This window comes from Azospirillum picis, assembly GCF_017876115.1.
GTDB classification, from domain to species: Bacteria; Pseudomonadota; Alphaproteobacteria; order Azospirillales; family Azospirillaceae; genus Azospirillum; species Azospirillum picis.
Genome location: NZ_JAGINO010000017.1, coordinates 18,592 through 30,618 on the forward strand (window position 1 = coordinate 18,592; position 12,027 = coordinate 30,618).

Genomic DNA, 12,027 nt, shown 5'->3' on the forward strand with positions numbered 1-12,027 from the left:
GTTACGCGGCCTCCTTCACGGCCTTGACCACCTTCTCGGCGGCATCGGCGAGGTTGTCGGCCGAGAGGATCGGCAGGCCGGATTCGGCCAGGATCTTCTTGCCCAGATCGACGTTGGTGCCTTCCAGGCGCACCACCAGCGGAACGTGCAGGTGCACTTCGCGGGCCGCGGCGACCACGCCCTCGGCGATCACGTCGCAGCGCATGATGCCGCCGAAGATGTTGACCAGGATGCCTTCGACGTTGCTGTCCGACAGGATCAGCTTGAAGGCCGCGGTGACGCGCTCCTTGGTGGCGCCGCCGCCGACGTCGAGGAAGTTGGCCGGCTCGCCGCCGTACAGCTTGATGATGTCCATGGTGGCCATCGCCAGGCCGGCGCCGTTGACCATGCAGCCGATGTTGCCGTCGAGCTTGACGTAGTTGAGGCTGTGCTTGGCCGCCTCGATCTCCGCCGGATCCTCCTCGGCCTCGTCGCGCAGCTCCTCCACGTCCTTGTGGCGGAACAGGGCGTTGTCGTCGAAGCTCATCTTGGCGTCGAGCGCCAGGATGTCGCCCGAACCGGTGACGATCAGCGGGTTGATCTCGACGATCTGGCAGTCCAGCTCCACGAACGCCTTGTAGGCGGCGGTGATGAACTTGGCGGCGGCCGAGACCTGCTTGCCTTCCAGACCGAGCGCGAAGGCGACCTTGCGGGTGTGGTAGCCCTGGATGCCGGTGACCGGGTCGACGGCGACCTTGACGATCCGCTCCGGCGTGTTGTGGGCGACCTCCTCGATCTCCATGCCGCCTTCGGTGGAGGCGATGATGGTGACGCGGCCCGAGGCGCGGTCGGTCAGCAGGCCGAGATACAGCTCGCGCTTGATGTCGGCGCCTTCCTCGACATAGAGGCGCTTGACCTCGCGGCCCTCGGCGCCGGTCTGCTTGGTGACCAGCACGTGGTTCAGCATCTCGGCGGCGTTCTTGCCGACTTCCTCGATCGACTTGACGACGCGGACGCCGCCCTTGCCGTCGGGGTTGCCCTGGAAGCGGCCGGCGCCGCGGCCGCCGGCATGGATCTGGGACTTCACCACCCAGACCGGGCCGCCCAGCTCGCGGGCGACCGTCTCGGCCTCCTGCGGGGTGTAGGCAACGCCGCCGCGGGGAACCGCGACACCGTACTTCTTCAGCAGGCCTTTCGCCTGATATTCATGGATGTTCATCGGGCGTCCATCTGTTTTTTGGTTCGGCTGACGGGAACGGTCGACTTTCGGACAGGACGGGCGCACCACCGGCGCCGTCCGGATCGGCCAGGGACCCGGACGGCATCGGAGACCGCGCGATCCGCCTTAGGAGGCGGACTTCTCGGCTTCCTGCTTCTTGACGACGTCGACCAGCGTCTTCACCGCGTCGACCGAGTTCTGGAACATCGCCTTTTCGTCGTCGTTCAGCTCGATCTCGATGATCTTCTCGACGCCCTTGGCGCCGATGACCACCGGGACGCCGACGTAGAGGTCGTCCTGGCCGTACTGGCCGGTCAGATGGGCGGCGACCGGCAGGACGCGCTTCTGGTCCTTCAGGTAGGACTCGGCCATCTGGATGGCGGAGGCGGCCGGGGCGTAGAAGGCCGAGCCGGTCTTCAGCAGCTTGACGATCTCCGCACCGCCGTCGCGGGTGCGCTGGACGATCTGGTCGAGCTTCTCCTGGGAGGTCCAGCCCATCTTGACCAGGTCGGGCAGCGGGATGCCGGCGACGGTGGAATAGCGCACCAGCGGGACCATGGTGTCGCCGTGGCCGCCCAGAACGAAGGCGGTGACGTCCTCGACCGAGACGCCGAACTCTTCGGCCAGGAAGAAGCGGAAGCGGGCCGAGTCGAGCACGCCGGCCATGCCGACCACGCGCTCCGGCGGCAGGCCGGACGCCTGCTGCAGCACCCACACCATCACGTCGAGCGGGTTGGTGATGACGATGACGAAGGCGTTGGGGGCGTACTTGCCGATGGCTTCGCCGACGGTCTTGCAGACGCCGCTGTTGATGCCGATCAGGTCGTCACGGCTCATGCCCGGCTTGCGCGGGATGCCGGCGGTGACGATCACGACGTCGGCGCCCTCGATGACCGAGTAGTCGTTGCCGCCGGTCAGGCTGGCGTTGAAGCCCTCGACCGGGGCGGTCTCGGCGAGATCCAGCGCCTTGCCGGCCGGCATGCCTTCGGCGATGTCGAACAGGACGACGTCGCCCAGTTCCTTCTGAGCAGCGAGCAGAGCCAGCGTGCCGCCGATCTGGCCGGCACCGACGAGCGCAATCTTCTTGCGAGCCATGGAGCGTTCCCTAAAACGTTGAGCGTCCCCCATTCAGCGGGAGACTAGAACCGTTGGTCATTCTAACGTCTTAGGGATCCAGCGCCCCGAGATTTCGGAAGCGTAGGTAGCGCGTTTTGTCGCGGAGGGCAAGCATGACCGCAAGCCCAGCCATAAACGGGCATTGCAGCTTTGCGTCGCACCTCCGATGATCCATTCCCAGCCATGAGCCGTTCGGCTCTATACGTATGTTTCGGGACCGGCGTGCCGCCCGTTTCCCGATGCCCGTTACTCGATGTCCTGTTACCCGCTGCCCTGTTTTCGATGGTCGAAGGAGAGCGTCCATGGCCTCATTCGTGGCCCGTATCATTCCCTGCCTGTCGGTGTCCCTGCCGCTCGTGCTGGCCGGCGGCCTCGCCCACGCCCAGACGGCCGGCGACTATAATGCCGCCATCGAGGCCGCGCCGATCACCGACCCCGTTTCCCCGGACAGCGTCGCCTATTGCGCGCCGCTGACCAACTACGTCTTCACCTCGATCCCCGCCGACCAGCGCGTCAAATGGGCGCTGCCGCTGGTGACCGTCAGCGGTTCGCAGACGCCGGAGATCGCCCAGAAGCGGGTCTCCTGCAACACCGTGCGCCAGCAGCCGGTCATCGCCTTCGACGCCGGCACCGGCGAGCAGATCGTCACCCCGGCGGAGGCGATGGAAGGCCCGACCGACCGCGGCCCCTACTATCGCGACGTCTCGCCGGACGCCCCGGTCCCGCACACCGGCCGCGCCACCCCGCGCCAGCCGATGCCGCGCGGCAACGCCCAGCAGCCCTTCTGAGGCCGGGCGGTCAGGGCCCGACGCCGTAGCGTTCCAGGTGGCGGGCCATCTCGGCGGAGGACAGCGGGAAGCCGCTGCCCTGCCGGGCGTTCAGCATGGCCCGCGGGTGGATGCCGGCGGCCCGCGCCTGGACCTGCATGGCACAGCGCATCGACAGGCCGGCCCGCCAGACCAGCGCGGTGACGGCGGCGGCGTCGTGGGAATCGAGGATCAGCTCCACCACCTCGGGCGCCACGCGGGCGCGCAGGGTCAGCGCCGCCCGCAGGAAACCGGTCTCGTTCCACGACAGCGCGTCGCCCAGCGCCGCCTCGTCCAGCCGGCCCTGGCGATGCAGGCGCACCGCGCGGCGTTCCGGCGTCTCGCCGTGGTCGGCCGATTCGGCCCAGTCGATGCGGCGGCGGGTGGTGGCGGCGATGTCGGCCACGGTGGCGTCGTCGAAGTCGGTACGCCCGCGCAGGATGTCCACCACCGCCAGATCGACGAAATCGGCCAGCCGCAGCGCCAGCCGGCGCGGCAGGGCGGGGCGGCGGGCCAGCTTCTCCTGCCAGTCCGGATGGCGGGCGGCCTCCTCCACCAGCCGGTCGAGCGTCGGCTCGGCGATCACTGCGCCGGTGTTGTCCAGCAGGATGCCGGTGGCCTCCGGGTGCCCGGCCCCGGCGATGGCGCCGGACAGCGCCTCGCCGATGCGGCGGCGGCGGGCGATGGCCGACAGCGCCCAGCCGGCGGGCGCCGAGGCGACGATGTCCAGCAGATCCTCGTCGCCGAGGGCGGCGCAGCAGCGCAGCACCGGCTCGGCCACCGAGCGCTCGACGTCGCGGGCCAGCGCCGCCACCACCGACGGCGGGGCGCAGGCGACGTCCTTGATGGCGGTGGCCAGCGCCTCGCGCACGCGGACGATGTGGTCGCGGGCCAACTGCTCCAGCGCCCGCAGCGCCACCGTGCTGACGGTGTCGGCGCCGCCGGGGGGAAGATCGGGCAGCAGGCGGCAGAGCTTGCGGGCCAGGGCGGAGCGCACGTCGGCATCGCCCATGCCGGCCAGCCGCGACTCGACCAGCGCGTCGCCGACCCGGCGGGCGACCTCGCGCGGCGTGCCGGACGGGCGGCCGGCCGTGGAGGCAGGGGCAGGGGCAGGGGGACGGGCAGGGGAACGGACGGCGGCCGGTTGCGGTTCGGCGAACAGGTAGTCCATCAGTTCTGGCGCGACGCCGCCCTCCGTCTCCGGCGGGAGAGCGGTGCGGGGATCGGACGGGGAGCGCCGGACTGTCACCGGATCACGGACCTCGGGGTTCGCTCCCGGCGCTCCGGTGCGGGAGCGCGGGACGCGTGTTGACGCCATTCACTCCCATCGAAGCCCGGCCCCGGTTAACGGGAGGCTAATATGGCCGCGGCTTGGTCCGTGACATGCTGCGTGCGGCGATGACGCCGTCACCCGCCTGGGATCATCCGAACCCGCCTTTCTGCCGCGTCCACGGACGCCATCAGGCTGTGGCGGGCGACCGCCAGCCACAGCGGACGGCACGGCGACTCCAACGTGAAGGCTTGCTTCAGGGGCATTTGCGTCAGCAACGGCCCGGAATGGTGGCGATGCTCGACCAGCGCCGGCATCGCGGTCAGCGCCGGGATGCCGGGAGGTGCTGGATGGCTTTCATTAGTATCACGGTAAGTGAAAGAGAATCGTGAACGCTTTGGTCTGGACGAGGATTGACCATGGCTTTCGCCGACCTTATAGACGCTTGCGCGGAAGCGCATACGTACTCAATATTTACATATCGGAGTATTCAGCAGTGGGAAGAGGTCCTGGCATCACCTTGGTGATCATCGCCGGTGTCGGCTTGGCCATTTTCAAACTCTGGTTTGATGCTCAAGTTGATCATCCAAATGCTCAGGTGATCGGCGTTACGGAAGGTACCTCTCGTGCAGAGGCGGAGGCGCGAATATCCAGCAACGGCTTTACTTTGGAAAAGAGCAACTCCGAAGGCCGTGTTTACATCAAGGGTGGATTTGTCATCGTAAATGATGGCCCGCAGCTACGTTGCTCGAACGTATTGTCTTCGACGCTACCCGATAGTGGGGCGGGTGCTATCGGCGTCGACCCTTGCCTTGCTTCGCGTGACAGCAACCAGCCCAAGGACGCGGCTTGCATCAGCGTCACCTTCACCAAGAGACCAACAGGGAGTGAGGTTGTGGACCGGATCATTCAAGTGAATGTCGTTGAGGTGGAGGACAGTGGTACTGAGGGCAAGCGGACTCGTGGCGGCGTCGTTGCTGCCGCACCGGAAACTTGTGCCAAGCAGATGGAGAGCTACAGCCTGGAGAAGAGGCGAGGGTGAATTGGGCGCTTTCGCCAAAATTCCCGTGACGGCGTTTGCTGCTCTTCCTCAAACGATCAGAGTGCTCTGAGTATGATTCTGGCTGACCACGTGCTTACGTGGCCAGAGCATATCTTTTGAAAACGTAACTGTCCGGACCGGGGCGTGGATCGGGTTCGCTGCCGCCAATCGCTCCGACGCTCCGCACTCCTCGGTTGGCAGAGGTGGCATCATCCCCATGACCGTCAGGCGAAGCCGGTGGTGGAACCTTGCCGAACCAAGGCGCGGGTGAGGCGGGCGATCATCGCCTTGGCCTGATGGCTGCTCCCGAGCCGCCGAGTTCGACGTCCATCAGCAGAACGCCAATCAACGGGATTGGCAAAAAAAAGGCCGCAGCCCGGTGGGGCGCGGCCTTCAGTCTAGGGAGGAAACGCACTGCAAAATGCAGTAACGAGACGGAGTGTACGGAAACGGCCGTGTTAGCGGTACCACCGATTTCGAATTGGTGCGGTGCGGCATCCGCATGGCGTTCGCTCGTTTAACACTTGGTTTGCCCAGCCGTTAGGCCGAATGGCCGAAAATGCACAAATCCTAGCCAGATTGGCGAATGATTGTCGGACCAATCGTCGAAACCGAAAATGATGGCCGGCGGGCGCTTTCGCAAACGAAAAAGGGGCGCCCGGAGGCGCCCCTTCGTCGAGGGGAGGGGGCTGGTCAGGCGGCAAGCTTCCCGCGGATCAGCGCCTTGGTTTCCTCGATGCCATAGAGCTGGATGAAGGAGCCCATGCGCGGGCCGGTGGTCTGGCCCAGCAGCACCTCGTAGAGCGCCTGGAACCAGGCGCGCAGTTCGGTGAAGCCGTGGTCCTTGCCCACCGCGAACACCTCGTTCTGGATGGCGTCGGCGCGGGCGTCCGCCGGCAGCGCGTCCAGCTTGGCCAGCAGGTCGGTCAACGCCGCGCGCTCGGCGTCGGTGGGCGCGCGGAACTGCTTGGTCGGCTTGACCAGATCCTGGTAGTAGCGCACGGCATAGCCGACCAGGCTGTCGAGGAACGGACTGTTCTCCGGCGTCGCCTCGGGCGCATAGCGGCGGATGAAGCCCCACATCGCCTCCTTGGTTTCGGCGTTGGCGGCACCGGCCAGGTTGAGCAGCAGGTTGAAGGACACGTCCGAGCGCACCGCCGGCGGCTTGCCGTTGTGGATGTGCCAGGCCGGGTTCTCCAGCTTCTTCGCCGGCTCCTCGCCATGCACCTTGTCGACGAAGGTCAGATATTCGTCGACGGCGCGCGGAATGACGTCGAAATACAGCCGCTTGGCCGATTTCGGCTTCTGGAACATGTAGAGCGCCAGGCTCTCCTGCGGCGCGTAGGCCAGCCACTCCTCCATGGTCAGGCCGTTGCCCTTGGACTTGGAGATCTTCTGGCCCTTGTCGTCGAGGAAGAGTTCGTAGTTGAAGCCCTCCGGCGGCTGGCCGCCGAGGATTTTGCAGATCTTCCCCGCCAGTTCGGCCGAGGGGATCAGGTCCTTGCCGTACATCTCGTAATCGACGCCCAGACCGTACCAGCGCATGCCCCAGTCGGGCTTCCACTGCAGCTTCACATGGCCGCCGGTGACCGGCAACTCGACCTTCTTCCCGTCCTCGTCCTGGAAGACGATGGTGCCGGCATCGACATTGCGCTCAAGCACCGGCACCTGCAGCACACGCCCGGTGGAGGGGGAAACCGGCAGGAAGGGGCTGTAGGTGGCCTGGCGCTCCGCACCGAGCGTCGGCAGCATCACCGCCATCACCTCGTCGTAATGGCGCAGGATGCCGAGCAGCGCCTCGTCGAAGCGGCCGGACTTGTACCAGTCGGTGGAGGACTGGAACTCGTACTCGAAGCCGAAGCTGTCGAGGAAGGCGCGCAGGCGGGCGTTGTTGTGGGCGCCGAAGCTGTCATGCGTGCCGAAGGGATCGGGCACCTGGGTCAGCGGCTTGCCGAGGTTGGCCGCCACCATCTCCTTGTTGGGGATGTTGTCGGGGACCTTGCGCAGCCCGTCCATGTCGTCGGAGAAGCAGAAGAGCTTGGTGGGCAAGTCGCTCATGGTCTGGAAGGCGTGGCGGACCATGCTGGTGCGCGCGACCTCGCCGAAGGTGCCGAGATGCGGCAGTCCCGAGGGGCCATAGCCGGTCTCGAACAGGACATAGCCTTTGGCGGGCGGCGCTTTCGCGAAGCGCGCAACCAGTTTGCGTGCCTCCTCGAACGGCCATGCCTTCGCCTGCAACGCCAGATCCCGTTCGCCGGTCATCGTCGGACCCTTTCGACACCAGATAGATAAATCAAGGAATGAGGGCAAAGACCCTAGGGCCGGCGGCACTTGGCGTCAACCATGGGCGCCGAAGTCTGGAGCGCCGAAGCCGGGGCGCGCCGGCTGCCGCCGCAGCCGTTGCGGCGTTCGACCCGCGGCCCGGTCTCGGCCCGATGCGGACGGCTCAGGCCCCCACCGTGAATGGGATCGCCGTCCGGGCGGCGCGCTCCACCGCCTCGGCCGGACCGGGACGGCCGAGGAAATAGCCCTGGGCGACGTCGCAGCGGAGCTGGCGCAGCGCCTCCAGCGTGCCGGCGTCCTCCACGCCCTCGGCGACGGCGGTCAGGTTCAGGCTGTGGGCCATCTGGATGACGGCGGCGGTGATCCTGGCGCTGTCGTGGTTGCTGGTCAGGTCGGCGATGAAACTGCGGTCGATCTTCAGCTTGTCCACCGCGAGGCGGCCGATGTAGGACAGGTTGGAATAGCCGGTGCCGAAATCGTCGATCGACACCTGGACCCCCATCGCCTTGATCCGGCGCAGGTTGTCGATCACCTGGTCGGTGTTCTGGATCAGCATCGATTCGGTCAGTTCGAGTTCGAGCAGTAGCGGGTCGAGCCCGCTGTCCGCCAGCGCCTGCGTCACCGTCCGCACGAGGTCGCTGCGCTGGAGCTGCAACGCCGACAGGTTGACCGCCACCGACAGCGACAGCCCGGCCGCGCGCCATTGCGCCGCCTGCCGGCAGGCCTCCGCCAGGACCCAGTTGCCGATCGGGACGATCAGGCCGCTGTCCTCGGCGATGGGGATGAAGGAGCCGGGCGGCACCATGCCCCGTTCGGGATGGTTCCAGCGGATCAGCGCCTCGGCCCCGGTCACGGCACCGCTCTCCAGGTTGACCTGCGGCTGGTAGTGGACCAGGAACTCGTTGCGCTCCAGGGCCCGGCGCAGGCCGCTGCGGGTGGAGAGGTGGACGACCGCCTCGGCGTTCATCGCCTCGGCATAGAAGCGGTGGGTGTCGCGGCCGGCGGCCTTGGCATGGTGCAGGGCGGTGTCGGCGTTCTGCAGCAGGGTGGCGAAGTCCCGGCCGTCCGCCGGGGCCATCGCCACGCCGGAGGACAGGGTGACGGTCAGCTCGCGCCCCTCCACCAGGAAGGGTTCCGCCATCGCCTCGTGCAGGGAGGCCACCGTCTCCACCACCGCGTCGGCGTCGGGCAGGCTCGACAGCAGCAGGATGAACTCGTCGCCGCCGCCGCGGCTGACGGTGTCCGTCTCGTGCATCGTGGCCTTGAGCCGTTCCGCCACCGCGCGCAACAGCGCGTCGCCGACGGCGTGGCCCAGGCTGTCGTTCACCGTCTTGAAGCGGTCCAAACCGCAGGCGACCAGGGCGACCAGCCGGCCGCTGCGCTCCGACCGGGCCAGGGCCTGCTCGGTCCGGTCCTGCACCAGAAGCCGGTTGGGCAGCAGCGTCAGCGCGTCGTGGCGCGACAGGAACTCCATCCGTTCCTGCGCCGTCCGGCGTTCGGTGATGTCGCGGGCGACCACCAGCAGGCGGCGGTCGGTGCCGTCCAGCGTGGCGCGGCGCATGCTGACCTCCACCCAGAACAGCGTGCCGTCCAGGGTACGGGCGTGCCATTCGAAGAGCTGCGGCTCGCCGGCGGCGGCCTTCCGGATCCAGGTGGCGGCATCCTCGCTGGTGTAGGGCGCAACGCCGGCGCTGAGGTCGGCGATCGTGACCGCCTTCAGCGGGGTGTCGCCGAGGCGGTACATCTCCCTCATCCGGCGGTTCGCCTCCAGGATGGCGCCGCTGTCGAGGTCGTGGATGAAGATGGCGTCGGTGACGCCGTCGAAGATGGTGCGGACCCGCTCCTCGCTGGCGGTGAGGGCGGCGACGGCGGTGCGCAGGCTCTCGGTCTTGTGCTCCACCTGCCGGCGCAGCAGGGCCACCCAGACCATCGCGCCGATGCCCAGCAGCAGCATGCCGCCCAGCAGCTTGACCATCAGGTCCATCAACTCGGGGCTGACGGTGCCGGTGATGCGGCGTCCGAGCCAGCGGTCGTCGACCGCCTGGCGTTCCTGCGGCGTGATGCGGGCGAAGCCGTCGGTGATCAGGCGGAAGAGCGCGGTGTCGCCCTTGTGCACGGCCCAATGCAGTTCGCCGGTGTAGAGCGGCTCCGTGTAGCGGAAGCGGCCCTGGACGCCGCGCCTGGTCATGTAATAGCTGGCCGAGGGGTCGTCCATGCAGAAGACCCTGGTCTCACGGCGGGCGGCGGCCTCCACCATCGCCTCGAAACCGCCGTAGCGCTGGAAGGCGGTGATGCCGTGATCGCTCAGCCATTCGAGGCAGAAATCGCCGTCCTTGACCCCGACGGTGAAGGCGTGCAGCGAGTCGACCCCGGTGATGCCGCTGAGGTCGCTGCTGAACCAGATCGGCACGTCGACCCGGGCATAAGGCTTCGAGAAATCGTAGGTCCTGTCGCGGGCGGCGTTGCGGAAGATGGTCTCGATGACGTCGGCGGCCCCGCTGTCCATCGCCTCGCGGGCGAGGGACCAGTCGGTCGGCATCAACTGCACCGGGATGCCGGTCTTCTCCGACCACAGCGCCCACAGATCCTTCACGATCCCGACATGCGCGCCGGTTCCGTCACGGAAGCTGTAGGGCGGATAATTGTCGTCCAGCGTGACGCGGATCCGGTCCGGGTGCGGACCCGGCGGGATGGCCGCCGTTGCCGCCGGGGACGGTGCGACGGGGCGGTCGATCGCCGCCGTCGACGACGCGGCGAGCAGCAGCGCCAGGGCTGGGGCGACGCGGGCCGCCAGCCCCAACCACCGGGCCGCGGCCAGCCCCGGCCATGTCGGCCGGCGGGCCGCCGCCCTGCGGGTGGGCGGCACCGGGCGCATCATCGGGACCGGCACGGGCAAGTCGCGGACATGGGCGTGGCCTTTGCCGAGGAGGGCGACGGAGGATAGCGGCTGGCAGTACCTCTGCCGATCAGCCTAACCCGAATGCCATGCTGCGGCAATGCGCCGCTCTATGGAAAGAGCAGCGGAATGGAGTGCGGCGGCGGGGGCGGTGGAATGGGGTCGGCCCGGGCGGCATCGCCAGAGCCTGAAGCAGGGTTTCCGAACTCCGCTGACGGATGGGCGGACTCGGGAAACCTGCTTAGAGTGTTGACCGGGGGAACGGGCGGAGCGGGCGAATGGACAGGACACGGGCGGCGGTGTTTGGCCTGCGGATCGGGCACGCGACGGTGGAGGATGTCTGGAGGGCCGCCTGCGAGGACATCGTCGAAAGCGCCGCGGTGTCCCGCGCCGGCGTGTGGGCTTTTTCCGACGACCGGGAGAGCCTGACCTGCCTGAACCTGTTCGACGGCGGCCCGAGACGGCACAGCCGCGGCACCATCCTGCTGCGCACCGACTATCCCGACTATTTCCGCGCCATCACCAACAACGCCCGCGTCGTCGCCGACGATGCCCCGCTCCACCCGGCGACGCGCTGTTTCGCCGACACCTATTTCAAGGAGAACGACGTCCGCAGCCTGCTGGACTTCATCGTGCTGCGCGAGGCGGTCCCGGTCGGCATCCTGTGCTGCGAGCAATCCGGATGGCGGCGCGACTGGAGCCCGGCCGACAGCGCCTGCCTGCAAGCGGTGGCGATGCTGATCGGCACCGTCTTCCCGCGGTGCCCCGATGACGCGGTGGTGGATGAGCCGGCAGGGTGAGCGGGTGGTCGATGGCCCGGTCATCAGGACGAGCCGGGGCGCGGCGCAGCGGGCCGGCCGTTCCCCGGATGCGGGTCAGGGCCTGCGGTCGGTCGGCGCGGCGCCGTGCGCCTGGGCGCGCAGCGCATCGCGGATCTCCTCCAGCAACTGCTCCTGCCGCGGCGGCGCCTTCGGCACCTCCTTGTGCAGGACGTGCAGGCGGTTCACCTGGCGCACGATCAGGAACAGGGCGCCGGAGACGATCAGGAAATTGATGCAGGCGTTGATGAAGCGGCCATAGTTGATGGTCGCGGCGCCGGCCTGCTCCGCCGCCTGCAACGACTCGTAGTGGCCGCCCGACAGGCTGAAGAAATAATTGGAAAAGTCGATGCCGCCCATGATCCAGCCGATCGGCGGCATGATCATGTCCTTGACCAGGGAGTTGACGATCCCGGTGAAGGCGGCGCCCACGATGATGCCGACGGCAAGCTCGATGACGTTGCCACGGCTGATGAACTTCTTGAACTCTTCGAACATGCTGCCCCGCTCCCGGTTGTGCCAAGGGTCAACGGAGCGCGGCGGCGATGGTTTCACCGGGACGGGGCCTGCTTGCCCGGAAAGCGCCGTCCCGCGGCGG

At 67.7% G+C, this 12,027-nt stretch carries 9 protein-coding genes; 3 read left to right on the forward strand and 6 right to left on the reverse strand.

The window, feature by feature from the left end; all coding sequences use genetic code 11:
* Position 1 precedes the first annotated feature (1 nt).
* Together sucC and mdh are read right to left on the reverse strand one after the other, a co-directional pair.
* Positions 2 to 1,198, reverse strand: coding sequence for an ADP-forming succinate--CoA ligase subunit beta (sucC, locus tag J2850_RS20605; RefSeq protein WP_209985602.1), 1,197 nt, complete (start codon positions 1,196 to 1,198; stop codon positions 2 to 4).
* 126 nt (positions 1,199 to 1,324) lie between these two features.
* The gene (gene mdh, locus J2850_RS20610) at positions 1,325 to 2,293 is read right to left on the reverse strand and encodes a malate dehydrogenase (RefSeq protein ID WP_209985605.1); all 969 of its coding nucleotides are present in this window, start codon (positions 2,291 to 2,293) and stop codon (positions 1,325 to 1,327) included.
* Between the two features lie 323 nt (positions 2,294 to 2,616).
* Between mdh and J2850_RS20615 the strand changes: the two genes are divergently transcribed.
* On the forward strand, positions 2,617 to 3,102 hold the full coding sequence (locus J2850_RS20615; RefSeq protein ID WP_209985607.1) for a hypothetical protein: 486 nt from the start codon (positions 2,617 to 2,619) through the stop codon (positions 3,100 to 3,102).
* Positions 3,103 to 3,112: 10 nt separating this feature from the next.
* On the opposite strand, the gene J2850_RS20620 is transcribed toward J2850_RS20615, so the two are convergent.
* Positions 3,113 to 4,438 (reverse strand): DUF2336 domain-containing protein, encoded by a 1,326-nt coding sequence (locus tag J2850_RS20620; protein WP_246513300.1) that lies wholly within the window; start codon positions 4,436 to 4,438, stop codon positions 3,113 to 3,115.
* A gap of 472 nt (positions 4,439 to 4,910) precedes the next feature.
* Between J2850_RS20620 and J2850_RS20625 the strand changes: the two genes are divergently transcribed.
* The gene (locus tag J2850_RS20625; protein WP_209985610.1) at positions 4,911 to 5,432 is read left to right on the forward strand and encodes a hypothetical protein; all 522 of its coding nucleotides are present in this window, start codon (positions 4,911 to 4,913) and stop codon (positions 5,430 to 5,432) included.
* A 693-nt stretch (positions 5,433 to 6,125) separates the two neighbouring features.
* Here the strand turns inward: J2850_RS20625 and J2850_RS20630 are convergent.
* A complete protein-coding gene (locus tag J2850_RS20630; RefSeq protein WP_209985613.1) occupies positions 6,126 to 7,694 on the reverse strand; it encodes a lysine--tRNA ligase in 1,569 nt (522 codons plus the stop codon).
* Positions 7,695 to 7,878: 184 nt separating this feature from the next.
* Positions 7,879 to 10,590 carry an EAL domain-containing protein gene (locus J2850_RS20635; protein WP_370878961.1) on the reverse strand — a complete coding sequence of 904 codons (2,712 nt, stop codon included), beginning with the start codon at positions 10,588 to 10,590 and terminating at the stop codon, positions 7,879 to 7,881.
* 299 nt (positions 10,591 to 10,889) lie between these two features.
* Between J2850_RS20635 and J2850_RS20640 the strand changes: the two genes are divergently transcribed.
* Entirely contained in the window at positions 10,890 to 11,411 is a 522-nt protein-coding gene (locus J2850_RS20640) for a GAF domain-containing protein (RefSeq protein WP_209985615.1), read from the forward strand.
* A 75-nt stretch (positions 11,412 to 11,486) separates the two neighbouring features.
* Here J2850_RS20640 and mscL read toward each other — a convergent pair whose 3' ends face one another.
* Positions 11,487 to 11,927, reverse strand: coding sequence for a large conductance mechanosensitive channel protein MscL (mscL, locus tag J2850_RS20645; protein ID WP_209985618.1), 441 nt, complete (start codon positions 11,925 to 11,927; stop codon positions 11,487 to 11,489).
* Between the last annotated feature and the right edge of the window lie 100 nt (positions 11,928 to 12,027).

Bases quoted from the DNA above. Each gene is read 5' to 3' on its own strand.
- sucC (WP_209985602.1), bottom strand. From the start codon at position 1,198: ATGAACATCCATGAATATCAGGCGAAAGGCCTGCTGAAGAAGTACGGT.
- J2850_RS20630 (WP_209985613.1), bottom strand. From the start codon at position 7,694: ATGACCGGCGAACGGGATCTGGCGTTGCAGGCGAAGGCATGGCCGTTC.
- J2850_RS20640 (WP_209985615.1), top strand. From the start codon at position 10,890: ATGGACAGGACACGGGCGGCGGTGTTTGGCCTGCGGATCGGGCACGCG.
- J2850_RS20635 (WP_370878961.1), bottom strand. From the start codon at position 10,590: ATGCGCCCGGTGCCGCCCACCCGCAGGGCGGCGGCCCGCCGGCCGACA.
- J2850_RS20615 (WP_209985607.1), top strand. From the start codon at position 2,617: ATGGCCTCATTCGTGGCCCGTATCATTCCCTGCCTGTCGGTGTCCCTG.
- J2850_RS20620 (WP_246513300.1), bottom strand. From the start codon at position 4,438: ATGGCGTCAACACGCGTCCCGCGCTCCCGCACCGGAGCGCCGGGAGCG.
- mscL (WP_209985618.1), bottom strand. From the start codon at position 11,927: ATGTTCGAAGAGTTCAAGAAGTTCATCAGCCGTGGCAACGTCATCGAG.
- mdh (WP_209985605.1), bottom strand. From the start codon at position 2,293: ATGGCTCGCAAGAAGATTGCGCTCGTCGGTGCCGGCCAGATCGGCGGC.